20 protein-coding genes are annotated in these 26534 nt (G+C 51.0%); 9 read left to right on the forward strand and 11 right to left on the reverse strand.

From position 1 onward, the window contains the following. Nucleotides 1-90 precede the first annotated feature (90 nt). The 4 genes from phnE (GTGU_RS22645) to phnC all read right to left on the reverse strand — a co-directional run bounded on the left by phnE (GTGU_RS22645) (nucleotide 91) and on the right by phnC (nucleotide 3735). On the reverse strand, nucleotides 91-978 hold the full coding sequence (gene phnE, locus GTGU_RS22645) for a phosphonate ABC transporter, permease protein PhnE (protein WP_038163044.1): 888 nt from the start codon (nucleotides 976-978) through the stop codon (nucleotides 91-93). After that, nucleotides 975-1841 carry a phosphonate ABC transporter, permease protein PhnE gene (gene phnE, locus GTGU_RS22650; protein WP_425427534.1) on the reverse strand — a complete coding sequence of 289 codons (867 nt, stop codon included), beginning with the start codon at nucleotides 1839-1841 and terminating at the stop codon, nucleotides 975-977. Before phnE (GTGU_RS22650) ends, phnE (GTGU_RS22645) begins: the two co-directional genes overlap by 4 nt. A gap of 68 nt (nucleotides 1842-1909) precedes the next feature. Further along, nucleotides 1910-2851 carry a phosphonate ABC transporter substrate-binding protein gene (gene phnD / locus GTGU_RS22655; RefSeq protein ID WP_038163048.1) on the reverse strand — a complete coding sequence of 314 codons (942 nt, stop codon included), beginning with the start codon at nucleotides 2849-2851 and terminating at the stop codon, nucleotides 1910-1912. A gap of 29 nt (nucleotides 2852-2880) precedes the next feature. Continuing rightward, nucleotides 2881-3735: a phosphonate ABC transporter ATP-binding protein gene (gene phnC / locus GTGU_RS22660; RefSeq protein ID WP_038163051.1), complete on the reverse strand. Its 855-nt coding sequence runs from the start codon at nucleotides 3733-3735 to the stop codon at nucleotides 2881-2883. A gap of 187 nt (nucleotides 3736-3922) precedes the next feature. Here phnC and GTGU_RS22665 point away from each other — a divergent pair, with 187 nt between their 5' ends. Continuing rightward, on the forward strand, nucleotides 3923-4543 hold the full coding sequence (locus tag GTGU_RS22665; RefSeq protein WP_038163053.1) for a DapH/DapD/GlmU-related protein: 621 nt from the start codon (nucleotides 3923-3925) through the stop codon (nucleotides 4541-4543). A gap of 10 nt (nucleotides 4544-4553) precedes the next feature. Here GTGU_RS22665 and GTGU_RS26745 read toward each other — a convergent pair whose 3' ends face one another. Further along, nucleotides 4554-5426, reverse strand: a complete 873-nt coding sequence (locus GTGU_RS26745; RefSeq protein WP_245609638.1) for an AraC family transcriptional regulator — start codon at nucleotides 5424-5426, stop codon at nucleotides 4554-4556. Nucleotides 5427-5597: 171 nt separating this feature from the next. Between GTGU_RS26745 and GTGU_RS22675 the strand changes: the two genes are divergently transcribed. The 3 genes from GTGU_RS22675 to GTGU_RS22690 all read left to right on the forward strand — a co-directional run bounded on the left by GTGU_RS22675 (nucleotide 5598) and on the right by GTGU_RS22690 (nucleotide 14499). After that, nucleotides 5598-6044, forward strand: a complete 447-nt coding sequence (locus GTGU_RS22675) for a VOC family protein (protein WP_038163056.1) — start codon at nucleotides 5598-5600, stop codon at nucleotides 6042-6044. A 904-nt stretch (nucleotides 6045-6948) separates the two neighbouring features. Then, nucleotides 6949-13299 carry an autotransporter outer membrane beta-barrel domain-containing protein gene (locus GTGU_RS24075; RefSeq protein ID WP_051857429.1) on the forward strand — a complete coding sequence of 2117 codons (6351 nt, stop codon included), beginning with the start codon at nucleotides 6949-6951 and terminating at the stop codon, nucleotides 13297-13299. A gap of 483 nt (nucleotides 13300-13782) precedes the next feature. After that, nucleotides 13783-14499 carry a helix-turn-helix transcriptional regulator gene (locus GTGU_RS22690; protein WP_038163142.1) on the forward strand — a complete coding sequence of 239 codons (717 nt, stop codon included), beginning with the start codon at nucleotides 13783-13785 and terminating at the stop codon, nucleotides 14497-14499. On the opposite strand, the gene GTGU_RS22695 is transcribed toward GTGU_RS22690, so the two are convergent. After that, nucleotides 14500-15144, reverse strand: a complete 645-nt coding sequence (locus GTGU_RS22695) for an acyl-homoserine-lactone synthase (protein ID WP_038163062.1) — start codon at nucleotides 15142-15144, stop codon at nucleotides 14500-14502. It abuts the gene before it with no gap. Between the two features lie 174 nt (nucleotides 15145-15318). Further along, nucleotides 15319-15981 carry an HAD family hydrolase gene (locus tag GTGU_RS22700; RefSeq protein ID WP_038163064.1) on the reverse strand — a complete coding sequence of 221 codons (663 nt, stop codon included), beginning with the start codon at nucleotides 15979-15981 and terminating at the stop codon, nucleotides 15319-15321. Nucleotides 15982-16287: 306 nt separating this feature from the next. On the opposite strand from GTGU_RS22700, the gene GTGU_RS22705 reads away from it, so the two are divergent. From GTGU_RS22705 to cueP, 5 genes are all read left to right on the forward strand, one after another. Then, on the forward strand, nucleotides 16288-17070 hold the full coding sequence (locus GTGU_RS22705) for an IclR family transcriptional regulator (RefSeq protein ID WP_038163067.1): 783 nt from the start codon (nucleotides 16288-16290) through the stop codon (nucleotides 17068-17070). A gap of 4 nt (nucleotides 17071-17074) precedes the next feature. Then, nucleotides 17075-17980 carry a dihydrodipicolinate synthase family protein gene (locus GTGU_RS22710; protein ID WP_038163069.1) on the forward strand — a complete coding sequence of 302 codons (906 nt, stop codon included), beginning with the start codon at nucleotides 17075-17077 and terminating at the stop codon, nucleotides 17978-17980. A gap of 9 nt (nucleotides 17981-17989) precedes the next feature. Then, complete coding sequence (locus GTGU_RS22715) at nucleotides 17990-19957, forward strand: YjhG/YagF family D-xylonate dehydratase (RefSeq protein WP_038163071.1); 1968 nt, start codon at nucleotides 17990-17992, stop codon at nucleotides 19955-19957. 103 nt (nucleotides 19958-20060) lie between these two features. Then, nucleotides 20061-21410: a GntP family permease gene (locus GTGU_RS22720; protein ID WP_038163074.1), complete on the forward strand. Its 1350-nt coding sequence runs from the start codon at nucleotides 20061-20063 to the stop codon at nucleotides 21408-21410. A gap of 149 nt (nucleotides 21411-21559) precedes the next feature. Continuing rightward, nucleotides 21560-22099 carry a copper-binding periplasmic metallochaperone CueP gene (gene cueP / locus GTGU_RS22725; RefSeq protein WP_038163077.1) on the forward strand — a complete coding sequence of 180 codons (540 nt, stop codon included), beginning with the start codon at nucleotides 21560-21562 and terminating at the stop codon, nucleotides 22097-22099. 25 nt (nucleotides 22100-22124) lie between these two features. Here cueP and GTGU_RS22730 read toward each other — a convergent pair whose 3' ends face one another. The 4 genes from GTGU_RS22730 to GTGU_RS22740 form a co-directional block, all read right to left on the reverse strand. Then, nucleotides 22125-23771, reverse strand: a complete 1647-nt coding sequence (locus GTGU_RS22730; RefSeq protein WP_051857430.1) for a glycoside hydrolase family 43 protein — start codon at nucleotides 23769-23771, stop codon at nucleotides 22125-22127. A 48-nt stretch (nucleotides 23772-23819) separates the two neighbouring features. Next, complete coding sequence (locus GTGU_RS22735) at nucleotides 23820-25133, reverse strand: glycoside-pentoside-hexuronide (GPH):cation symporter (RefSeq protein ID WP_038163079.1); 1314 nt, start codon at nucleotides 25131-25133, stop codon at nucleotides 23820-23822. Nucleotides 25134-25321: 188 nt separating this feature from the next. Further along, nucleotides 25322-25516, reverse strand: a complete 195-nt coding sequence (locus tag GTGU_RS26750) for a helix-turn-helix domain-containing protein (protein ID WP_342665353.1) — start codon at nucleotides 25514-25516, stop codon at nucleotides 25322-25324. Beyond that, on the reverse strand, nucleotides 25455-26222 hold the full coding sequence (locus GTGU_RS22740; RefSeq protein ID WP_245609639.1) for a helix-turn-helix transcriptional regulator: 768 nt from the start codon (nucleotides 26220-26222) through the stop codon (nucleotides 25455-25457). The genes GTGU_RS26750 and GTGU_RS22740 overlap by 62 nt, the downstream gene beginning before the upstream one ends. Between the last annotated feature and the right edge of the window lie 312 nt (nucleotides 26223-26534).

Below are 26534 nucleotides of genomic sequence, written 5' to 3' on the forward strand. Positions count from 1 at the left end.
CAAACGTTGAACCTATAAGACGAAGAGGCGGGACGTTTATTCCCGCCTGCGAGAAATAATCTTCCTGTTTAAAAAGGCGCGATAAACCCGCTACTTTTTCCTGTCGTCAAACATCGGAATCGGCGTGCCGTGGATATAACGACGGCGTAACCAGGCCGAAAGGGTGTCCATGGTCATCACCACCGCCACCAGCACGAGGGTAATAAACATGACGACATCCCAGTTCCACAAACGCATATTCTCAGCGTAAATCAGGCCGATCCCCCCTGCTCCCACGAAACCCAGTACCGCCGCAGATCGGGTGTTGGATTCAATCTGATACAGACTGAGCGCGAGAAAAGTCGGGAAAGATTGCGTGAAAATGCCGAAGCGATGCTTTTGCAGGCCGTTCGCACCAACCGCCATCAGGCCGCGGCCCGGTGAACGCTCCACCGCTTCGTGCCCTTCCGCATACAAACGCCCCAGCAACCCGGTGTCCTGCATGATGATCGCCATCACGCCAGCCAGCGGCCCCAGCCCAACCGCGCGCACGAAGATCAGCCCCCAGATGGCCATATCAATGCCGCGCAGCACGTCAAACAGACGACGCATCAGCAACGCGATAATGCGCGTCACCGGGCCCTGCATAATATTGCGCGCCGCAAGGAATGAGAGCAGCAACGCGATCACCGTCGCGGTCATGGTGCCGGCAAAAACAATCCCCAGGGTGACGAGGATTTGCGTGAAGTAATACTGAAACGGCCAGTTGAGAAAATCCCGCCAGACAAACATGCGCAGGAAATAGCGCCCCAGTTCCTGCACACCGTTAAATACCTGCGTGAGCGGAAGGCCAAACTGCAGGAAAAACCAGACGTAATAAAGCACTATCGCCAGCGCCAGCAGGCCGATACGGCGCAGATAACGAGGCTGCGCATGGTACAGCTCCGCATGTTTCTGCCGGCTGGTGATCAGATCAGGTTCAGTCTGCCAGGTTTTCATTTGTTGCCCTCCAGCACCCAGTGACGTAAACGGCCGGAGAGCATATCCAGCAGCGATACCACAATAATGATCAGCAGCAGCGTCATGCTCACCTGATCGTAACGATCGAGTTTAATGTTGGTCATCAGCTCCTGGCCGATGCCGCCCGCTCCTACCAGACCCAGAATGGTCGAGGAGCGAAAATTAATCTCCATGCGCATAAAGCTGTAGGAAATGAAGACAGGCTTCACCTGCGGCCAGAGCGCGAAACGCATTCGCTGAAAAGGCGTGGCGCCGCAGGCGGCCAGCCCACGTACGGGTTTGTCCTGCGCGCTTTCGATGGCTTCATAAAACAATTTTGTCAGGCTGCCGATAGTGTGCAGCAGCAACGCCAGAAAACCGGGGATCGTGCCGATACCGAACGCCATTACAAAAATCACCGCCCATGCCAGTTCCGGCATGGTACGTAAAAAAGCGACTAACGCCCGGATGCTGTAACGTACCCAGGCTGGCGACCAGGCATTGCTGGCGGCAAGAAAAGAACACACCGTCGCCAGCCCGGCGGCAGCGAGCGTCGCTGCCAGCGCCAGTTGCAGGGTTTCCCAGATCAGCGGTAACTGAATTGGCAGCCGATAGCCCCAGTAGGCCAGCGATCCTTTGGTATGCGAGTCGGCAAACAGCACGGAGACATGCAGCGTAGGGATGGTTTCGACGATGTAATCGAGAAAATTCGGCAATGCGTGCCAGACAGTCAACAGATTAAACTCCGCGATATTGCCCGCCGCGAAGTACAGCGCCAGTAACAAGAGTGACCAGGTAAAGGTATCCCGCGTCTGGCGTAACTTTATCTCCCGAAAGTAACGTTCAAATTCGGTGTTTCGCATGTTCACTCACTGGGTTATCACTAAAAAAATCCCCCGGACTACAGGCCGGGGGAGCAGGCAGGACGGGATTAGCGGGCAGTAACCAGCTCGCGTTTCATCTCGATGATCTGTTTGAAATCGTCGACGCTTCCCGGACCGATGTGCTGTGTGCCGCCCATGGCTTTGGTGAAGCAGGCATGATCTTCTTTATCCAGTTTTTTCACGGCAGCGATTACTTTGGCTTTAAAGTCTGCCGGCAGGCTGTTGCTCACCAGAATAGGGCCGTTCGGGATGAGCGGCGATTGCCAGATAATGCGGATTTGCTTCATCAGATCAGGATGATCCATGCGAATCAGCCGATTGAACGCGCCGGTGGTATAGCCGGTATTGTAATCGCCGACCATCGACGCCCAGGTCACGGCCCCCGCGAACTGGTTATTCAGCACGCCGAGAATGTCCTGCTCGTGACCGCCGGAGAACGTCACGCTGGAGAAGTGGTTGTTGTATTTGTCGTCCGCAGAGCCGCCAAACTTCTGTTTGAATTCCTGGTTCGGAATCAGGAAGCCGGAGGTGGAATCCGGGTCTGCAAAGCCAAACGCGGTGCCTTTCAGGTCTTCCAGCGTTTTGTACGGGCTGTCCGCTTTCACAATCACTACGGAATGGTAACCACGGGACTGATCTTTGTCGTCCACCGCGATGCCGACGATATCGACCGCTTTCGGGTTGCTGATATACACCGAGGCATAAGAAGACGGCGACATGCTCAGCACCACGTCCACTTTACCGCCGAGCAGCCCCTGAATAACGCCAGAATAATCAGAAGAATTACGCAGTTTGGTATCAACGTTTAATTCTTTATCGAGAAATTGCTTCACACACTGGTTATCACCAATCTGCTGCGTCGCATTTTGCCCGCCAAGAATACCCAGGTTAAGTTCTTTCGGTTGTTCAGCTGCATTGACCTGCCAGGCAAATACCAGGCTTGCCATCAGAGTGGAAATCCTAAATGCGCGAGTCATCGATTTTTTCATTATGCGTGTCCGTAGTCGTAGGAAAGAAATTAATGTAACTGGCTGATTTCATCGCCATAAAGCTTGTGCAAAATATCATCGGTTAACAGGGCGGGATTACCATCGAAAATAATCTCACCCTTCGCGATGCCAATCGCACGCGTGCAATACGTTTTCACCAGATCGATGGAATGAAGGTTGACGATGACGCTGATCCCCTGCTCGCTGACATCACTCAGCACGCGCATGATGCGCTGGGTATTTTTAGGATCCAGTGACGCGACCGGTTCGTCGGCCAGCAGAATGGAAGGGTTCTGGATCAGTGCCCGGCAAATCGCTACACGCTGCATCTGCCCGCCGGAGAGATTTTCCGCGCGTTGCAGGGCATGCGGCAGCATGTTCAGCCATTCCAGCAAGTCGATGGCTCTTGCCCTGTCTTCCTGTGAGAAAACCTTGAACAGTGATTTCAGCGTCGATGTCTGGCTGAGACGCCCGAGCAGAACGTTGGTCAGGACATCCAGACGCGGCACCAGGCAGAAATCCTGGAAAATCATCCCGCATTTGCTGCGCCAGCGGTTCAGCTCACGCCCGCGCAACACAGCGACATCCCGCGGCATGCCGACATCCGGGTAATCGAGGATCTCACCTGAGGTCGCCGGATGGGTGCCATTCAGCACATGCAACAGGGTTGATTTACCCGCACCGGAGCGGCCGATAACCCCCACCATTTCACCGGCATGTAGATCGAAATTAATATCTGAGAGTACAGGTGAATGATTATTATAAGATTTGTATAAATGCTTAACGCTTAATACTTTCTTATTTTGCAGTCGCAGGTAATTCACCTTCGGCAACACCGCCGGGGCATGTTCAATGATTACGTTTTGTGCTTGTGCTCTGTTCATCATATTGTCCAGAGAGTTATGTCATTCGAGGGATATTAACAACGTCGTTGATGACGCTTTAATGACAAACAGACGAACAAAAAATGAACGCGGCGTTTAAGCCCCAGCAACGCGAAAATCACCCGGTCATATTTTTGTCAGATTTCCTTGTTTTAATTCCCGAAACAGAAAGATAAGAGAAATCACCATGAAGCTGGCAAAATTAGCAGAAACCTGGATTGACCCCAGTGTCCGGATCCGTGAATGCCGTATCGGTTTACAGTGTGAAGTACTTGCCAGCAGCGTGATGGAATACAGTACGCTGGGTGATTTTTCCTATCTCGGCGAATACGTCACGGTGGCCGATGCCACAATTGGCAAGTTTGTGGCGATTGCCAATAACGTCCGCATTGGCGCGCCGAACCATCCGATGGAGCGTCCGTCGCAGCATCGCATCACCTATTGCCCCGAATACTATTCTCCTCACGCCGTTCGCGATCATGCGTTTTTCTCTCAGCGTCGTGACGCGGTAGTCACCATCGGCAACGATGTCTGGATCGGTCATGGCGCGATTGTGTTGCCGGGGGTAGCCGTCGGTGACGGCGCGGTCATTGCCGCTGGCGCTGTGGTAAGTAAAGACGTCGCGCCCTACACCATCGTTGGCGGCGTTCCCGCCAGAACCATTCGCTTACGCTTTTCACCGCACATCGGTGCCCGGCTTCAGCAAATTGCCTGGTGGGACTGGCCTCTGGAGACCATTATCGAACGGCTGGCTGATTTTCAGGATGACAATATTGTGGCGTTCTGTGAGAAGTGGGGAAATTCGTAGCGCGTGATCGTCACCGGGCATAGCGGCCCGGCAGATTCATGCACAGTTTCGTCTCCTCGGCATAGAAATGCGACAGATCCCGCTGATAGTCAGACGGCGTTACACCGCATAGCATTTTGAAGTCTTTACTGAAATGGGCCTGATCATGGAAATCGAGGTCGCAGGCAAGGGTGCGCAAATCGACAACGCCGTGACGGATGCGCCGGCACGCTTCATTTACTCTGAGAATACGGACAAACGATTTCCAGGAAACGCCAATCCTCTCCTGGCACAAGCGGTTAATATGCCGGGCGCTGTATGACGTCATCTCGGACAGGGTATTAAGACGAATGCTCCCGTTCAGCGGGGAAGCATGAGTCAGTACCTGACGCAGCAGCGGTTTTTCCGCGATCGCACCGAAGTGCCGCACCAGCGCGTCGTTGACGGCCTGAAGAAGAACCGGCCAGTCCTGGTAATGCCGTTCCACGACAGAACGAAAGAGCCTGTCCAGCGCAGGGTCGATGGCGTCCAGCAGACACTGGCTGTTTTGCAGTTCATGCAAGGGAAGACTGCCGAAAAGCCCAAATGCCCCGCCCGGCAGAAACTCCACCAGCAGACGCAGCGTGATAGTGTTGAAATCCCGTGCCACCTGATGCGTTTCACTGCCAGGGCCCCAGAACACCGGTTTCACCCCTCCGTGACTCAAGGTGAACACCAGGCAGCCGCTGGCATCCGGGATGATCGTCAGCGGGCGTGCTGACGGTAGCTCACAGACGTTACGCAATTGCACCGTGTAATGTGAGATATGGTCACGCAATGGCAACGACGGTGCGAAGAAAAGCTGTGTCACTCCGCTGTGGCGGTTACCTGCGATGGGCTCCAGCCCGCCAGAGTATGAATTCATCGTCCATGTCTCCCTGATACGTCCCTTTTTTACAACGCGAAATCTGGATTGTGTCGTACGCTTCCTGTTATCCAGAAGGATATTTTATGGCTGTTAGCACAGCCGGGCAATCGACGCTGATTTTAATGGAACGAAACCAGCGTGTGATCATGTGCGCACCAGGAGGTAAAGATGACCCGTCTACCTGAAGGGATTGAAGTATTGTTCATGGCGGGGCTTGGCCCTGTCACTACGAATGCGAAAGAAAGTGAGCGTTTGTACAAAGATCTGTTACGACTGCCGCTTGAAACCATTGATGGCTATGAGGGATATCTGCATTCACAACGTATTCCGGGGATTAAGTATTTCGCGGTCTGGCCGCTGAATAAAGTGGCGCTCTCATGTTTTGGTACCGAAGAATGGCCTGATACGTTACCAGCTCCTCAGGCCTGGCTTGAAATTGAAGTCGCCGATATGCACAGTGCAACCGACATTCTGGAACGCGAAGGCTATACCTTGCTCACCCGTTTACAGGAAGAGCCCTGGGGGCAGACCGTCACCCGTTTTCTCAGCCCTGAAGGGCTCATTATGGCGGTGACGAATACCCCCGATCTTCGCGATTCGCCGGAAAAGGAATGATGATTTCGCCTTCAATATGAATAAAATAGCACTAAATAGCTCCCGTTATTTAGTGCTGTCAGGCCATCGCATCGCCCGGGAGTATTTCAGCTACCATGCCATCAGTGCAGGTAAGGAAGATATATCTCTTAGGAAATCACCGAATAAAATACAGATATTTTTCAAACAGATAATTAATCAATTCATCCTCCTCTTTTTATTTTAGCAATTAGTGCTATCGACTAAAAACTCATACAACGATCATTTATATAAGATACTCCTGGTAATGTATTTAAATATCTTAAATTCCCCACCTGCGGCCAACGCAAAGCGCGGAAAAACACGCCTGACAAATTAGCAAATCTAAGAATTTACCTGCTTTAATAATTTAGCTCCGTTATTAACGGTTCTCATCGATTCTCCAGGTCATATTGAAATGATTTTTATGCAGTGTAAAACTGCGTTGAAAAAGCATTCTAAGGGTATACATAATAAATTAGTGAACGGGATGCCCCTCTGAAATGCCTGCAGAACATCTGACATCTGCATGTTTTTCAGACATATTCTCTGAATAAAATTGTTATTCTATTTCCACAGGAAACTGAAGATGAGACAAAGAACCAATTAATAATATTAACGATTTCTTCAATGCGTCGCTTTACACAGCAATGGACCTAACTCGTTAATACCTAAGGAAAAGTACATCACATCTCTCTGTTACCTATTTCCTTTTTAAAGAATTAAACCATGGGAGTGTAAATAAAACACCTCACTTAACGAAAGTTCTGACTCATTAAAGGCTACCGTTCAGTTGGATTCACTGAAAGCGGCAGGTGCTATTTATTATTTAACAATACAAGCCTGTTATTTTCTATAAAAGCAATAATCTAAACAGGCAGACTCAAATATTTAACGAGTGTGCAACATGAATAAAATCTATCGTGTTATCTGGAACAGCACCCTGCGGGTTTTTCAGGTTTGCTCCGAATTGGTGAACGGGAAACAGCCGGGATCAGCCGTAAACCTGACGGTACCCGCGGCCACCTCTCGACAAAATATCCCACTTTCATTCCGCCTCCCTTCACCAGTCCGCCTGCTTTCTCTGCTGGTACTGATGGCGCTGCCTGGTATGGCTTCAGCTGACCTGACGGTGGACAGCAGTCTGGGTAACAGTCCCCTGTCCGTTACACAAGATAATCCCGTCACAGATGCAGGAAACATTATCGTGGGCAGTACCAATGGCGGTACGGGAGAGCTCATCATCAGCAATGGCGGTACCGTAACCGGTGATTACAGTACGATTGGGTCAGTAGCCGGCAGCACAGGAACCGTCACAGTAGATGGGGCCGGTTCGATACTGAACATAGCTGGTATGACAGTGGGTAATGATGGCGAGGGTACGTTAATCATTGCTAACGGCGGTGTCGTAAACAGTACGGGGGTTACCGGCACTCTCAATGTCACTGATTCCGGGACCGTAAACGCAGGCAGCATGCTGGTCGGTGCACTGGCGACAGGCACCGGCAGCGTGAATGTGGACGGTGACGGCTCAGTACTGAATATTAGTGCCGGGGGGCTGATATTAGGCGCCACAGGCACCGGCTTTCTGACGATTACGGATGGTGGCGTGGCGAATGTTGCCATGGGTACTGTTGCAGGGTCCTCCGGGGGGAGCGGCACGGTGAGTGTGGACGGCACAGGCTCCGCGCTGAATCTGAACGGTGCCCTGACGCTGGGATATTCCGGTACGGGTGAACTGACGGCCACGAACAGTGCCACCGTGAATTCATCAGGCGGCACGCTCGGACAACGCGCTGATGGCACAGGAACCGCCACTGTCAGCTCAGGGGCCCAGTGGAATCTCGGTAACAATCCGCAGACCTCACTGACAGTGGGCGATGCCGGTACAGGAACCCTTAACATCAACACCGGTGGTAATGTCTCCGGCGGGCAGGCTTCCATCACCCTGGGTAACGCGGCGACTGGTAACGGGACCCTTAATGTCGATGGCGCTGGTTCTGTTCTGGACTCTCAGAACAGTTTAACTGTGGGCCAGAGCGGAACGGGCACACTGAACATCACGAATTCCGGGACGGCCAGTACTCACACAGTCACTGCCGGTGCAGACGCTGGCAGTACAGGCGTCATTAACGTCAGTCAGGCTGGTCACCTTGATATGAGTAACGCGTCAGCTATCGGGAGTTATGGTAGCGGTACCCTGAATATCACGGAAGGAGGTACTGTAAGTATTGACGAGGCCACGCTCAGCGTGGGAGGGAGTGAAGGCGGCACCGGGGTGCTGAACGTGGAGGGACAGGGTTCGGCTCTGACCCAGAACGGTGCAGGTAATCTCATGGTGGGAATGTCAGGAACCGGCGTTGTTAATATCCATAGCGGGGGCGCAGTCAGTAACAAAACGCTCATAGCCACCGGGATGATAGCCACTGCAAATGGCACCATCACCGTCGACGGTGCTGACTCCCTGTTACGTTCTCCACTCGTTTATCTTGGCATGATGGGCTCCGGCACACTTACCCTGAGTAACGGTGGTACCCTGGAAACAGAGAACCCCGTAGAACTGGCGATGCAGTCCGGCAGTTCCGGCACCCTCAACATCGGTGCGGCACACGGTGAGTCGGCAGCGGGTGCCGGATTTATCACCGGTGCTGACAGTGTGAACATGGGCGCAGGAACGGGCACCCTCGTCTTTAACCATACCAGCACTGACTACCAGTTCACCCCGCTGATTACCGGCAACGGCACGGTGATGCAGGACGCCGGGCATACGGTCCTGAATACAGAGAACACTTACAGCGGCACCACACAGGTCAATGGTGGTACGCTCTCCACCACCGTGCAGTCAACTACCGGCAATACCGGTCTCGGCACCAGCGCGGTTAACATTGCCGCGCCCGGGACGCTGGAGGTGGCAGGCGCCACCACAGACGGTTCAGGGAATTTCACTTTCAGCAACCTGCTCACGGGTAACGGCCTGCTGAGTGTGGACCTGGCGTCAGCCGCAGACACGTTTGATTTTGCTCCGTCTGCCGGCACCGCCTTCGCCGGGGTCGCTGACCTGAAAAACAGCACGTTTGCCCTCTCCGGCGATAACGCCGCAGCACTGACAGATGCCATGCTGATGACCAGTACCGGGAACACCACCACGGTGAGCGACGGGGTTCAGCATACCGACGGTCTGGCCTTTAATGGCGGCACTCTGGCGCTGGATATCTCCCTGCCCGGTGCGACACAGTCTGACGGTGTTCTGCAGACCGGGACTTTCAGCCGCAATGGCCGGGATTTCCAGGCAAGCGGCACTGGTAACGTTCAGGTGACGCTGGCTGACCCGTGGAATGACCCGGGACTGATGGCTGACCCGGACACCAGTCTGAACCTGCTGCAGCAGGATGACACGCGCGCAGATATTCAACTGGTACAGGCAGATACCGTCATCGGCTCCGGCGGTTCACTGATGTTGACCGACCAGAACGGGGATACCCTCGGGACTGACGAAACTGTCGCCATTGCACAGAACGGCACGGTGGTCGCTGACGGGCTGTATGGTATCCGTATGACCACCGCACCCGGTGACGGTCTGTACATCAACTACGGTCTGAAGGAAGTGGATATCCATGCCGGGCAGACACTGACGCTGGCTGAGTTTGCGGGTGCCACCGGGGCGGATGCGGACATGTCAGCGAAAGTCTCCGGTAGCGGAAACCTCGCGGTAAATACAACCGGTCTCGTCTCGCTGTCCAGCGGGCTGAATGACTACAGCGGTACCACACAGGTACAGGCCGGGACCCTGCGTACCGATGCAGATGGCGCGCTGGGTAACACCAGTGAGCTGAACATCAGCAGTAATGCCATCACTGACCTTAACGGCACGGTGCAGACTGTCGGTATGCTGACAGGCCAGGCAGATTCCATTCTCAACGTTAACGGCGGTACGCTGATTCTGCAGAACGGCGGTCTCAGTGACGGTAGTCTGACTGGCGCCGGTAATCTGACTATCGATGGGGGTGTGCTGACGATTAGCGGTGCCAACAGTGATTTGAGCGTTGCCACCACTATCAGTAACGGCGCACAAGTGAGCATTAATGATGTTCAGGGCGCAGGCACTGGTGATATCTCCGATGACGGCACCCTGACGCTGGACAACGTGACCGGGGCGCTGGTTAACAGCCTCAGCGGTACTGGTACAGTCGCACTGAGCAACGAAACGGACATTTCAGCCACGGCAGATAATGCATTGTTTGCCGGCGTCTGGGATGTTCAGGATGCATCCCTGTTGCATTTTTCCAGTGAGGAGAATGCGGGCACGGCGACGGTCCGTACTCATGGTACCGGCACGTTGTCGCTGGACGGTTATCACGGTGACCTGAACAACAGTGTCACCGGTGCCGGTACCGTGATGCTGACAGGCAATGCGGATGTCACGGCCACGGAAACGGGGAGTCAGTTTACCGGAACATACGACGTCCAGTCCGGCAGTACGCTGCATGTGACCGATGCCACCCTGGCTTCGGCAGCGGCACTGAACGACAACGGGCTGACGGACCTGACCACGGCCGGGGCTTACACCCTGCAGAATGAGCTGACCGGCACAGGGATACTGAAGGCAGACACGGCCGGTGAAGCCTTTGACTTCGCTTCCACGGCAGGCAGCGCGTTTGCCGGAACGGTGGACCTCAGCAATGCGACCCTGGCGCTGGGGGGCGTGAACACCGATGCCCTGACAAACGCCATCCTGAACGCGAACACCGGCAGCATCACCACCGTGGCGGATGGTGAGCAGGTCATCGGCGGTCTCACCTTCGCCGGAGGAGAAATGGTCTTTAACGCGACCCTCCCGGATGAGAAAGTGGCAGCCAGTCATATGACAACCACGACACTGGAGGCATCCGGTACCGGTACGGTACAGATTACGGTTCCGGCATCGTATGACCCTGACCATGAGACCAGCACCACCTCATCCCTGATGACGCAGGACGAGGCCGGTATTGAGGTACAACTGGTCAGCGCCACACAGGTCACCGGCAGTGGGGGTAACCTGGAACTCCGGGACCAGAACGGCAACATCATCACCGATGCCACGCAGGTGAATATCGCCCAGGGGGGCAGCACCGTGGCGAAAGGTACATACGATTACCGCCTGACAACAACCGGGACTTCCGGTAACCAGGACGGTCTGTACGTCAACTATGGCCTGAAAGAACTGGAACTGTTGCAGGGTCAGACCCTGACACTTGAGGGAGACCCGGGTGCCACCGGTGCAGCCGCGGATCAGTCTGCCCGCATCACCGGCAGCGGTAATCTGGCCATCCTGACGGCAGACGGCGATGTACTGTCCCTGTCGGACAGTGGTAACGACTACACCGGCGACACCACAGTCCTGAGTGGTACTCTGCGTACCGATGCAGACGGCGCGCTTGGCAATACCAGCGAGCTGAACATCAGCAGCGGTGCCACTGCCGACCTTAACGGTACCCTCCAGACAGCGGGCGTCCTGAACACTGAACCGGACGGTACGCTGGCGCTGAATGCCGGGACGCTGAATCTCACGCAGGGCGGTAACGTGAAGGGAGAGATGACCGGAGACGGTCAGCTGAACGTGAACGGCGGCATCCTGACGGTGGAGGGTGTGAACAATGGCATGACAGCCGGTGTGATGATTGCTGATGGCGCCACTGTGGTACTGAGCTCGCCTGACACCGTGCTGGGCGGACAGGGAGCCCGCGATGTGACGGTGGCTGAGGGCGGTACGCTGGGCGGTCAGGGTATGGCAGGAGGCAATGTCGTGAACAGCGGCATGCTCAGCGCCATGAACGCCCTGCCCGGCTATGAAACCGGGCCAGCCGGTCACCTGACGCTGGGAGGCAACCTGACCAGCAGTGGCACGCTGAATCTCGCCGGCGGCAAAACCGGTAACCAGCTAGTGGTCAACGGCAACTATACCGGCAGCGACGGTCTGCTGGCGCTTAACACGGTACTTGACGGTGATGACTCGCCGACAGATAAACTGACGGTTCACGGTGACACGACGGGCAATACCCGGGTCAGCGTGACCCGCGCAGGCGGCACCGGCGCACAGACGGTGAACGGCATTGAGCTGGTCCATGTGGACGGCAACTCTGCCGGTAACTTCGCCCTGACCACCGGCACCGTGGAAGCAGGCGCTTATGTCTATACCCTGGCGAAAGGCACCGGTACTGCAGCGAAAAACTGGTATCTGACCAGTAAATGGACCGGAACGGTACCGCCAGTCGAACCGGTCAAACCACCCGTGGTTGACCCGACCGCCCCTGACGCACTGCGTCCGGAAGCGGGCAGCTATATCAGCAATGTCGCGGCAGCCAACACGCTGTTTAACCACCGCCTGCATGACCGCCTCGGTGAACCGCAGTACACCGACAACGCCACCAGCATGTGGATGCGTCACGTCGGCGGCCACGAGCGTTCCTCTGCCGGTGACGGCCAGCTGAAAACACAGAGCAACCGCTACGTGCTGCAGCTGGGCGGCGACATTGCACAGTGGAGTTCCGACGGCCTCGACCGCTGGCATCTGGGCGTGATGGGGGGCTATGCGAATGAGCACAGTAACACCCGCAGTGACCGTGCCGGTTACGGTTCAGACGGCCGTGTCAGTGGTTACAGTGCCGGTCTGTACGGCACCTGGTACCAGAATGACGCGGACAAAACCGGGGCGTATGTCGACAGCTGGATGCTGTACAACTGGTTCGACAGCAGCGTGACCGCAGAAAACCGTGACAGCGATGAGTATAAATCGAAAGGGCTGACGGCCTCCCTGGAAGCCGGTTACACCCTGAAAGCCGGTGAGTTCACCGGCAGCCAGGGCACGCTGAACACCTGGTATATCCAGCCGCAGGCGCAGGTCACCTGGATGGGCGTGAAGGATAAAACGCACACCCGGAACGACGTCACCCGCATCGAGACCGAGGGCGACGGCAACATCCAGACCCGTCTGGGCGTGAGAACGTACCTGAACAGTCACCACAAAATGGATGACGGTAAACAGCGTGAGTTCCAGCCGTTCGTGGAAGTGAACTGGATCCACAACACCGAAGCCTTTGGCGTGAAGATGGACGGTACCCGGGTCAGCCGTGACGGCGCCCGCAACCTGGGCGAAATCCGCACCGGCGTGGAAGGCAAACTGAACGACCGTCTGAGCGTGTGGGGCAACGTGGGTGTGCAGATGGGTGACAAAGGCTACAGCAACACCCAGGGCATGCTGGGGGTGAAATACAGCTGGTAAGTGACCATCGCCCGTTTTGACCTGAAGTGATTAAAGAAGCCGGGATCTCCGGCTTCTTTTTTCAGGAAACGTATGGATCAGCAGATAGCAATATTCATTCACCAGGATCAATAATTAATTTTATTAAACTATCGCAGGCTGACAAAAATAAAAAAAGGCACAACAAAATATGTTGTGCCGTCTGTACTTTTGTATGATTATTAGTGGAGTAATATTCCCTGGTGTTTGGCCGCTGGCCGCCCGAACTATCTGTAATCTGATGTTCGGGTTTTTTTTATTGTAATAAGTGCTTCGCAGTTCATTAATTACTGATAATAGTGCGAAATTCCCCAAAAAACATCTGTCTGTAGGTACAGTTCATTTGCTGTACCTTTGACCTGTACCCTATTTAACCGAAGTAAATGGCAGCAGGGAGCGTGCTCTCCAGTATGTGTTATATTTATATCAAACGCCGTTCATGCAGGCATGGAGATTGAAATGTTAATGGAAAGAGAAAAAAATGTAGAAATTGTTATTCGAAGTCAGCTTGAAGCCACGCTGAACACTTTAGGTGAATTAACCTGGGCGTATGTGGTTCTCTCCAAAAAGGATATGTCATGTATCTTTGGTGTTACAAATTATCCGGATGAGTGGGTCACGCATTACAGGGAAAAAGGACTTCAGTATACCGATCCGGTGGTCATCACCGCACTGAACAAATTAACGCCCTTCCCCTGGGATGAAAAACTGATGGCGCATTCTGAATATAATTTCGCCAAATTGTTCAACCAGGCCAGCCAGTTTGGATTGATTAATGGATATACCTTCGTACTTCATGATTATAATAATAACCTTGTGACACTATCTTTTATCGTGCCTGAATTAACAAGAACAGAAGTCATGCAGACACTGATTGAAAATAAAGGAGACATCTCCCTCTTACTCGCCTCCGTACATGAAACCTACCTGACGTTAACCTCTTTGTCTGAGAAATACACTGATAAGCCAGAAAAACAGAACCAGTTTACCTCCCGGGAAAATGAGATCCTCTACTGGACCAGCGTGGGAAAAACCTATCAGGAAACCGGTATGATCCTTGGGATCACCGTGCGCACCGTAAAATTTCATATGTCCAATATCGTTAAAAAAATGGGAGTCGCCAATGCCCGGCATGCTGTACGTCTTGGCGCGGAGCTTCAGCTGATTAAACCGGTTGAATGATTACAATTGAGTACCAAATGACAGCGGCCAGTCATTAAGACTGTTTTCATCCTGACTGTCATCCAGACGACATATTCTGTCTTTCAATGCTGTCTGACTTGCCGCATCGGCATGTCCAAGCAGCAGATAAACAGGTTCTTCTTTTTCAGACATCCCCGTTTTCAGTAACGTCACATTCCAGCCGGAGCGCCTGATAATATGCATCATGGGATGACTTGCCACGGCCAGAATGCCGTCATAATGATGGCGCCGCGCATAGTTAATTAATGACAGGAACAGCACCAGCGTCACCGGAAAGCGTTTTCCGAGGAATTCGCTTACCCTGTCTTTATCGACAAAGAAACGTGTTGATTCAAGAAAATTTCCTTCTGGAATATTAACGTCGTTAAAAAACACTGAAAATGTGTCATCCAGCATATTATGGTATTTCATATCTATAATCCGCGTACCACAGATTATCATTCCGTTTTTAATGCCAAACAAATAATCTGCCTTTTCATTATCAAACTGATCGTATTCTTTTCCATCGAAACAACTTACAGCCCATTGCAGACGATCTTTGAAAATATTCTTCCTTAACATAAAAAACTCTTCTGACTTTTCATGACTCAGCGATGAGAAATTAACAACATAAACGTTAAACATAATGTCACCTGTATAAATGTATTTAAAATTACATTCGGTAACATCAGTGAAGCTTAACCAATAGCATGCCGGAGCCAGGAAATAATAATTCTTTTTGGCAGCATGTAAAAAGGAATAACTGGCCGACAAGTTTATTCAATATTTAATACTTGCGGCACAGAACACTATATTCATTCATCGTGCCCAATTCACCACGGGCCACAGGCGACGCTCTCCCTGAGCCAGTAATTGTGGGCAGGGGTTCACCAGAACCACCTCGTCAGCGACAAGGCATAACGGAAGGTCATTGATGGAATCGGTGTAAAATACCAGCCTGCCGATCCTTTGCGGATGCATCGCCAGCCACTCCCTCAGACGGGTTACCTTCCCCTGCTGGTAGCTCGGCGTACCACTAATCACGTTGCTGTAATGACCGTTGTCAATCCGGAGATCAACCCCCGTCGCGTGATCGATCCCCAGCGCGCGGGCGACAGGTTTTACCAGCAGGCTTACCGAGGCGGAAATAATCATCATTTGCTGCTGCCTGGCGCGTAATGTCTGGATCAGATCCCGTGCCTGCGGGTATACGCGGGGCATGATGGTGTCGGTGACCCACTGCGTGATGCGGCGATCAACCTCTTCTTTAGTCATCATCGCCAGCGGTGCCAGCGTCAGCGCCACATAGGCATGAATGTCCATTTTGCCGACGGCGTAGTCGGCCATTAACCGCGCTTCCTGCTGCAGATAGCCCGCATCGTTGACCAGACCTTCGCGGACCAGATATTCACTCCAGTACGTACTGCTGTCGCCCTCAAACAGGGTGTTGTCTAAATCGAAGAGATACAGGGTGTTAGTCATAACGCATCCATCCCAATAGGAAAAGTCACGGTATAGCACAGAGAGATGACGGCTGAATGGCAGAGTATAACAAGATGAAAATGCTCAGATGATCTTTCATTAAAACGGTGTTTTGTCTATTTTCCGTGTCCCATGAAATTATCCCAGACTGGTATTTCCTGCCAATAATCCGTCAGTTTCTTTTTCATCGCTGAAATATGCCTTTGATCACACTTTTCGGCGACAACATGGTTCAGCCTGTTGAACTAAGGGTATTTTCGCCATTTCAATATTTATAAACTCAATACCAGTTAACGCGAGGCCATTATGAGTAGCAGAGGGTGTAATTCATTAATTCGTGCCGAAAAAATACTGACTCATATCGCTTACGTCGGTGTAGCAAGCTATATGGAGCTGTTAAAGGAATTCCAGTATCCCAAAAGTAGTTTGTTAAATTTATTAAATGTTATGATTGATTGTGGCTTTTTAATTAAGAGTGAAAATAACCAGTACGCACTGGGAATTAAAAATTACGAGCTGGGTTGCCAGGCGTTGCACCGAAAAAATATTTTTGAAGTCACCAAAAGGCCCATGCATGAACTGTCATTAAAAAGTGGGCTTGTGTGCCATCTCGGGGCGATGGAGAGTCACTCGGCTATCTACCTCGACAAAGTAGAAAGCCACGATTCTGTTCCAACACGCAAGAGCTGGATCGGTAAAACGCTGGAGCTACATATTACCGCGCTGGGGAAAGCATTGCTGGCATGGAAAACGCCGGATGAGCTCGATTATTTTATGGATGTTCTGACGCTAAAAAAACACACAGAAAATACGATCACCGACAAAAAAGCATTCAGGGAAGAGTTACAGAAAACGCGCTTACGCGGCTGGGCCATCGATAATGAAGAATCAACGTATGGCGCTGTCTGTTTAAGTATGCCGGTTTTTAATATGTATAACCGGGTTAATTATGCAATTTCCCTTTCGGGTAATCCGGAAGTGTATTCAGGAAATAATGTTGACAGGTATCTCGAACTGCTAAGGCAATGCGCCGGGCAAATTTCCAGTGGACTGGGATACCGAAATGAATCTTTAAGAAAAGGAAACTGATGTAATGAAAAAATTCAGGGGGATTATTCCGCCGGTCTCCAGTACCTTCGACCGTCATGGTGCTATCGATAACGTCGCGATGAAACAGGTTGCAGACTTTTTGATTAACAAAGGTGTAGATGGCCTTTTCTACTTAGGCACAGGCGGAGAGTTTAGCCAGATGAACGCCAGTCAGCGAATGGCGTTTACAGAAGCGGCGGTCTCTGTAGTGGACGGTCGAGTCCCCGTATTAATCGGTGTGGGTTCCCCTTCGACCGATGAAGCGGTAAAACTGGCGCGCCACGCGCAGGCTTGCGGTGCGGACGGTATCGTCGCCATTAACCCGTATTACTGGAAAGTCGCGTCCCGCAATCTGGACGATTACTACCACCAGATCGCCAGCAACGTCGAACTCCCTGTTATCATTTACAATTTCCCGGATCTGACCGGTCAGGATCTTAGCCCTGACATTGTTAAACGGTTAGTCCTGCAAAATGAAAATATTGTCGGTATTAAAGACACGATCGACAGCGTCGGGCATTTGCGCGCGATGATCAATACCATAAAAGCGGTGCGCCCCGACTTCTCCGTATTCTGCGGTTACGATGATCATTTACTGAATACTCTTCTGCTGGGCGGTGACGGCGCCATTACGGCGAGCGCAAATTTCGCCCCTGAACTCTCTGTCGGCATTTACAAAGCCTGGCAGGAAGGCAATCTCGCGCTGGCAGCGTCTCTCAATAAACGACTGCTGCAATTACCGTCCATTTATGCACTGGAGACCCCTTTCGTCTCGCTGATAAAACATGCCATGCAATGCGTCGGGCTTCCGGTTGAGACGTATTGCCTGCCGCCGATACTGGAAGCCTCAAAAGAGGCGAAAGATAAGGTCCACGCATTACTTGTCGCGCAGGGGATCGTTAACGCCTGAGGAGGCAATATGTCTGTTCGTGATATTTTTGATAACGATAACCGGGATATTTATCGTGTCAGAACCCATGCCGCTGGCCCGGAAGGTGAACTGCCATTGACCGCGGATATGCTCATCAATCGACCAAGCGGCGACATCTTCGGTATGACCATGAATGCGGGGATGGGCTGGAAGCCAGATGAACTTGATCGTGACAGTATTCTGTTACTGAGTACGCTGGGCGGGTTGCGCGGTGAAGATGGCAAACCTGTCGCCCTGGCGCTACATCAGGGTCATTACGAGCTGGATATTCAGATGAAAGCGGCAGCGGAGACGATCAAAGCCAACAAGGCTCTGCCGTATGCCGTGTATGTCTCCGACCCGTGCGATGGTCGTACACAAGGGACAAACGGCATGTTTGATTCCTTACCGTATCGCAACGACGCCTCTATGGTGATGCGCCGGTTAATCCGTTCGCTCCCTGATGCCAGGGCGGTGATCGGGGTGGCAACCTGTGATAAAGGGCTGCCAGCAACCATGATGGCTCTTGCGTCCCAACATGATAAAGCCACAGTGCTCATCCCCGGCGGTGCCACCCTGCCCGCACTGCATGGCGAGGATAATGGCAAGGTACAGACCATCGGCGCGCGTTTTGCCAATGGCGAGTTATCGTTACAAGCCGCTCGCCGGGCCGGATGCCAGGCATGCGCGTCATCTGGCGGCGGCTGTCAGTTCCTCGGTACGGCAGGCACCTCACAGGTGGTCGCTGAAGGTCTGGGGCTGGCCATTCCGCATTCCGCACTGGCACCTTCCGGGGAACCGGTATGGAAAGAAATAGCCAGAGCCTCGGCGCGCGCGGCGTTGCTGCTGGTCAAAAAGGGAATTACCACAAAAGAGATCCTTACGGACAAAGCCATTGAGAATGCCATGATGGTACACGCCGCCTTTGGCGGGTCGACGAATCTGCTACTGCATATCCCGGCCATTGCCCATCAGGCAGGTTGTCGTCTACCAACAGTGGATGACTGGATCCGCATCAATAAGCAGGTACCTCGTCTGGTCAGTGTGCTGCCAAACGGTCCTGTTTATCACCCGACGGTGAATGCGTTCATGGCGGGCGGCGTACCGGAAGTCATGCTGCATCTGCGCGAACTGGGTTTACTGCATGAAGATGTGATGACAGTGACCGGCAATACGCTGAAAGAAAACCTCGACTGGTGGGAGCATTCTGAGCGTCGGCAGATGTTTAAAGATCTTCTGCGTAAACAAGAAAACGTTGAGCCGGAAGACGTTATTATGTCGCCGCAGCAGGCGTCAACCCGTGGATTAACCTCAACAATAACTTTCCCTGTCGGGAATATTGCCCCGGAAGGTTCCGTTATTAAATCGACAGCCATTGATGCTTCGGTAATTAATGAAGAGGGGATCTATTACCACAAAGGTGCCGCAAAAGTTTATCTTTCAGAGAAAGCGGCTATTTACGATATCAAACACGAAAAAATTAAAGCGGGCGATATTCTGGTCATTATGGGTGCCGGCCCATCCGGTACCGGGATGGAGGAAACCTATCAGGTCACCAGCGCGCTGAAGCATTTGTCGTATGGCAAACATGTTTCGTTGATTACTGATGCCAGATTCTCTGGCGTATCTACCGGCGCGTGCATTGGTCATGTTGGTCCGGAAGCGCTTGCCGGTGGCGCGATTGGTAAACTACGCACTGGCGATATTATCGAAATCAAAATTGACTGCAAACAACTCCAGGGTGAAGTTAATTTCCTTGGAACCGGTCTCGATGAAAAACCACTCTCACGAGAGGAGGCAACTGTTATTTTAAATACCAGGGATACACATCCTGATTTAATGCCTGACCCTGACCTGCCCGATGATACCAGATTATGGGCCATGCTCCAGGCCGTCAGTGGGGGCACATGGACTGGATGTATATATGATGTAGATAAAATAAATCAGGCTTTGCAACAAACTATTAAAAAGTCCTGAAATAAATAACACCTTTATCCGCAACAATTCAGGCCGAATGCCGTCATATTATGCATTCAGCCTGGATTATGGTGGATAACTTTCTGATGAATGAGAGGACGTTATGCCGCTATTGATCGTTGTGGCAGGTATCGCTGTACTCCTGCTTTTAACTATAAAAATTAGACTAAACACTTTTGTTTCTTTAATCATCGTCTCTATTGGCGTCGCCATCGCCAGTGGGATGAGGCTGGATAAAGTGGTCACCTCCGTCGAGTCCGGACTGGGTGGTACGCTGGGCCATATCGGTCTGATATTTGGCTTTGGTGTAATGTTAGGGCGTTTATTAGCCGATGCGGGCGGCGCCCAACGCATTGCATTGACCATGCTGAAGTATTTTGGCGCTAAAAAGCTGGACTGGGCGGTGGTGTGTTCCGCCTTTATTGTCGGGATTGCCTTATTTTTTGAAGTCGGCCTGATTTTGCTGGTCCCCATTCTGTTTGCTATCGCGCGGGAAGCCAAAATTTCGCCCATGTATATGTGCGTGCCGATGCTCTCAGGGCTGCTGGTGGCGCATGGTTTCCTGCCTCCGCATCCTGGCCCAACCGTTATTGCCCGGGAATATGGCGCAGACGTCGGTGTCGTCCTGCTTTATGGTATTGCGGTGGGTATTCCGACCTTTATTATTTGCGGTCCATTGCTCAACAAAGTCTGCCAGCGCTTAATCCCGGATGCGTTTAAAAAAGAGGGAAATATTGCCTCACTTGGTGCCACCAAAAGCTTTAGTGAAAGCGAGATGCCAGGGTTCGGTATCAGTTTCCTGACAGCAATGCTACCCGTGATATTAATGGCGCTGGTCACTATTATGCAGATGGCGCGTCCGGCGAATGCCGGTGAACCAGGCACCCTTTATAGCGTGTTCCTGTTTTTGGGTAACTCCACCATTGCGATGCTGATTTCTCTGCTTTTCGCCATTTACTCCATGGGCCTGGGGAGAGGGAAAACCATTCCTGAACTGATGGATTCGTGCGGTAAGGCAATTGCTGGGATCGCTGGCCTGTTATTGATTATCGGTGGCGGCGGTGCGTTCAAACAGGTGTTGATCGACTCTGGCGTGGGGCAGTTTATTTCCACGATGGTTTCGGGCATGGATATTAACCCGATTCTGATGGCGTGGGGTGTGGCCGCGTTTCTGAGGATTTGCCTGGGTTCAGCGACGGTCGCGGCGATATCGACGGCAGGACTGGTGATCCCACTGTTGGCCGCGCATCCCACCACCAATCTGGCGTTAATCACTCTGGCTACCGGCGCGGGTTCTTGTATCTGTTCGCATGTGAATGATGCCAGTTTCTGGATGATTAAAGATTTCTTCGGACTCACCACAAAAGAGACCTTATTATCCTGGACACTGATGTCTACCCTGCTGTCAATTTGTGGGTTAATTTTTATTTTACTGACCAGCATGGTGATTTAATTTCGCATAATACAGGCTGGCGCAAGCCAGCCTTTGTGATCCCGGTCTGTTCCTTTCATCTTTGCACTACTTTACGCGCATCCACTTTGACCTTTCCCTAAGGGGAAGCTTTATAATCAAACCCACTCATTTCATGTGGAATTGAAATCATGTCTGTGTTCTCAAAATTAGTGTTTTTAAGTCTGCTTGTTAGTAGTACCGCCTTCGCCGCCACGCCGGAATCTGAATTCCTTGCCTCACACGGATTCGCGGGTAAATCCGTTGAGCAAATCATCGAAACGATTGATCAGGCGCCGCAAAACCGTCCATTACCCTATTCCGCTTCGGTCACCAGCACCGCCCTTAAACTGTCTGATGGCGGGCAAACCTTTACACTCCCGCTGGGTGAGAAATTCTATCTTTCCGCTGCACCTTATGAAACACAAACGCACCCGTGTTTTAATCACAGTCTTTCAGGCTGTCAGGGGGAAATGCCCAATGCCATATTTGATGTAAAAGTGACGGATAATAAAGGGAACACCGTTATTCAGAAAAAAATGAAAAGCTACCAGAATGGCTTTATCGGCCTGTGGCTGCCGCGCAACATGGAAGGTTCACTAGAGGTGAGCTACAACGGCAAAAAGGCTGTTCACCCTGTTACAACCCAGGATGACAGCCAGACGTGCCTGACGGACTTGCAGTTACAGTGAGTGACCGTGACGCCATGCCTGGAAATCAGGCGCTAAAATGCTCCGGCATCAGAGGGGCTGAATGTTCATGGTCCGGAACTGTCGCGGAATAGTCGAAGTAATCGAAATCCGCGCAGATATGTTCACCGGTGAAATCCTGACAGCACATGCCTGTAAAGGCACCGGTGAAACGTTCAATGCCTCGCTCTTTAAAATATTCATCTGAGAGTTTGCTGTATTCGATATGCCCCCCTACCGGGAACCATTTTTTTTCATCCATCGAATAGTAGAAATTAGCGCCATCATCTTTGACACAGACCCGGAGATAAACCAGCCCTTTACTGGGTATCCGTATTCCCTTCCCGCTGGGTAATGAAAATTTATTAAGGTCATTGATCATCAGATTGACGGTCCTTTCACCCTTCTCATCACAGGATATATTCAGATAAATATAATTTGTCGTGTCGTAGAAACAGACCAGACCCGCCATTTGCTGGAAGGAACGGGGGCTGAAATCGACACAGGTTTGTGCGGTGAAGGTGAAATCGGTTTGTCTTCTGGCCAGCAGACTCTGATAGTGGTGCGAACTCAGGGATTCATGCCCGCGTAATCGCAGCCATCCCGGTCTTTCTTTTAGCGTACACATCTCCTCACTTAACGGAATGCGTAACGACTGATAGTGAAGCGGTATTTCGGGACTGTCGAAATCATCCCTTGCAGGTTGTTCTGGCCAAGGACGCTCTTCCAGACGCGTATGCACCATCACATCCGGGGTGATTTTTTTATTGATCAACCGCAGCCAGCCATCTTCCGTCCAGTACACCTGCTGGATTGCCGTTTCACGCCCCATGGGACTGCGGCCTTTCGAGGGCAATGGCCGCCCGCATAAATGCACGATAAACCATTCCCCCAGACCGTTTTCAAACAGATCGGCATGCCCGACACGCTGCAATGGCTGACGACAGTCAAAGCGGGATGTCATCATTTGACCGATGGGGTCCGTTTCATAAGGACCAAACAGATGTTTTGAACGCGCCAGCGTCACGCCGTGATTATAAAAAGTGCCACCTTCCGCCACCAGCAAATAGTACCAACCGTTAAGTTCATAAATATGTGGTCCTTCGGTGATCCCAAGCGAAGTTCCGGCGTAGATTTTGCGGCACTCTCCGATCAGGGTCTTTTGCTGCTCGTCATATTGCTGGATGATGATACCATTCCATTTCGGGAAACCCGCTTCCCCACCATCCATATAACTCATCTCCATACTCACCAGCCATTTCGTGCCATCGCTGTGATGGAACAAAGAGGGATCAATGCCTCTGCTGTTGAGATATGTCGGTTCTGACCATTCGCCTTCGATATTATCCGTCGTCACGATGTAATTATTCGTGTCCCAGAAACGGCCGGTCACATTTTTCACATCGGTATAAACGAGGTAAAATTTCCCTGCATCATAGCTGAGGCACGGCGCATAGATTCCCCCTGAGTCCGGGTTTCCCCGCATGTTTAGCTGGCTTTTACGGTTCAAAGGATATGAAATCAGTCGCCAGTTTTTGAGATCGTATGATTTATACAGGCAGACGCCTGGAAACCATTCAAAGGTCGATGTCGCTAAATACCAGGCATCACCGGCTTTGATTATTGAAGGATCCGGATTAAATCCTGGAATAATGGGGTTCACGATTGTGGTCATAGACTCATCCTGTAATAGTCGTATAGGCGATGTAATAACGGGAGCGCATCACTGTATTTGCCGGGCATAAGTTCGATACTGGCTCATAATGAAGAACATGATCAGAACGAAAACGGCAGGGATAATGGTAAAAATCAACCTGACAACCAATGTCGCAAGATCGGTTTGCGTGGCCGCATTACCGACATAACCACCAAAAGTCAGCAGCCAGCCAATGATGGCGCCGCCAACGGCGATACCAATCTTGATAGCAAAAAGGTTTGTTGAGAATACCAGGCCGCTTAAAGACAAATTCGATTTTCTCTCGACGTTATCGATGATATCACTGAGTAAACTCCATTGTAGTGGCGCGGAACTGGAGTCAATGAAATGAATCAGACAGATAATCGCGCAGATTGCCAGCGAGTATTCTGAAGGGACAGCAAACAGCGAGACCAAAATAATCGCCTGCAGCACCAGCGATGCTTTATAGGCAAAGACACGATCAAGGTTTTTGTAAAGCAACGTCGTGGACAACGCCCCTACAAATCGGGTACAGAGGATAATGACCAGTACCATACTGACCAGATCGGGCTTTTTCATGTAGTAGCTAACGAAATAAATAGCACCGCCCGTTTTTAATATTCCTGCAATAAGACTTGCAATGTTAAGCGTGAAAATACAACGCCAGTTGTGGTCCTTAATAATAATGAGCAGTTCATTGTAGATCCCGCGGAATTTGCGGCTCTTATCGACTTCTTTAACGTAATGTTCTTTCGTCATGGAAAAACACAAGAAAAACATGATAGTACTGATCCCACCCATGATGATCATGGCAAGAAAATAGCCTTTCTGCAGATCACCTGCGCCCAGCAATTTCGTTAACGGCAGCGCAACGACGGAAACAATGATCCCTCCCAGCGCAGCAAAGGCAAAACGATAAGACTGCATTGATACACGTTCTTTGGCATCATTAGAGATATTGTTGATCAATGCACAATACGGAACGTTGACGAGGGAATAAAAAATCGATAACGCGGTGTAAGATACATAAGCATAAATAATCTTACCGGTCTCCCCAAAATCAGGCGTATAAAAAGTTAACGCACCGAAGATGCCAAAAGGCAGGGAGAACCAGAGAATATAAGGTCTGAACTGACCATGCTTAGTTTGCGTATGATCAGCGAGATAACCAATATATACATCTGCAACCGCATCAAAAGCCCGCACAAGGAGAAACATGGTTCCCATATGAAAAGCGCTTAACCCATATATATCTGTATAAAAGTAGGCCATAAACAGCATTATGGTCTGCCAGATAATATTGGATGCCCCATCACCTAATCCATAACCGATCTTTTCTTTGAATCCTGGGTTATTCATAAAAATACCTTTTACATAAGAGGATTAAGAGTTCTTCAGAACAAGAGGCCGGCCTCTATATAAAAGATAAGTACAACGAGCTTTAAAAAATGTATGCAAAAGTTCCTTTTATATAATTTTTTTGCGCGAACCGACCTATGGCGATCACACTTTCAACAAGAACACGATGGGAAGGGATCTTTCAGAGGTTATTTCAGCGAAGGGGTTTCGTTCGTTTTGAGCTGTTCTGAGGTGAGGCTACCCTCTCTGAATTTCTTAGGGGTCACGCCAATAAATCTTCTGAATTGATAGCAATAGTAAGCGGCATCGGTGAATTCACATTTATAGGCAATGTCGGTGATGCTGAGATCGGTATTGCGAAGCAGGTGAATTGACAGCGAGATTTTTTTTCCTCAACAGATACTCCTTAAAACTGACCTGCATCACTTTTTTAAATACTCTTGAAAAATGAGTCGGTGACAACCCGACAAAATCAGCCGCGTCATTCAGGCTAATGTTAAACGACGTGCGTTTTTCCATCTCAATGATAAAATTGATTATAAGGCCAAAGATGGACTGGCGATCGGTCTCCGCCGACACGTTATCAGAGACAGCAGCGTGCTGAAGCACCGTGTTAAGTAACAGAATCATTAATGGTTTAATGTCGTCCCCGGCATGCCCTGACTCATAGACCTCAGCAAACCAGCGGAATAAAAAATGGAGTCTGTCAGCGTCCTTCCCTGCGAGATAAGCAACAATACCAATATGCGGCTCCATTGTCGGAACTGGATATTGTAGGCTATTGAGTACGGTGTGATCATACTGCAAAATAAAACGCTCATGATCGCCGGTGAACTCCAGTTCCATATCATGAAGCGTTAATGGGCTGACGTAGATTAATGTATTATTCTGGATGTGAAATTTTTCCCTGCCAATGCTATAACTGCCCCTGGCTTTATAAAACCACATAATTTCATGCTCAAGATGAACATGGGGTTTTATATACATCCCATTTTCCGGCACACCTTCCCTGGCACGTAATATGAAATCAAGCCCGGTCTGGGTCTCCAGCTTTTCAAAAAAATAATCTACATTTTTGAATGTTGGCATGATGCTTATTTTACAAATTAATCACCCATATTTAACGTGTGATATCATAGTTTACTCGCGGAGTAAAACGTATTTTTCCGGGACGGGAAAGGATTAACCTGAAGGTGGAGTCAGTGACAAGGCTGCGAGTGCCAGGACACAGCGCACGCTGGTTTTAATAAGCACGTTTGCCACCTGAATAATGTCAAATATTCCGAACAATATGTTGATGTCTCTGGTAATGCGAATAGTGTCACTTTGCAGATATTTACAAATATATTTTTCTGTCTTATTTTGCGCCCACATTTCATACGAAATTAATCTTAAGGATAA

This window comes from Trabulsiella guamensis ATCC 49490 (genome assembly GCF_000734965.1).
Classification (GTDB): Bacteria; Pseudomonadota; Gammaproteobacteria; order Enterobacterales; family Enterobacteriaceae; genus Trabulsiella; species Trabulsiella guamensis.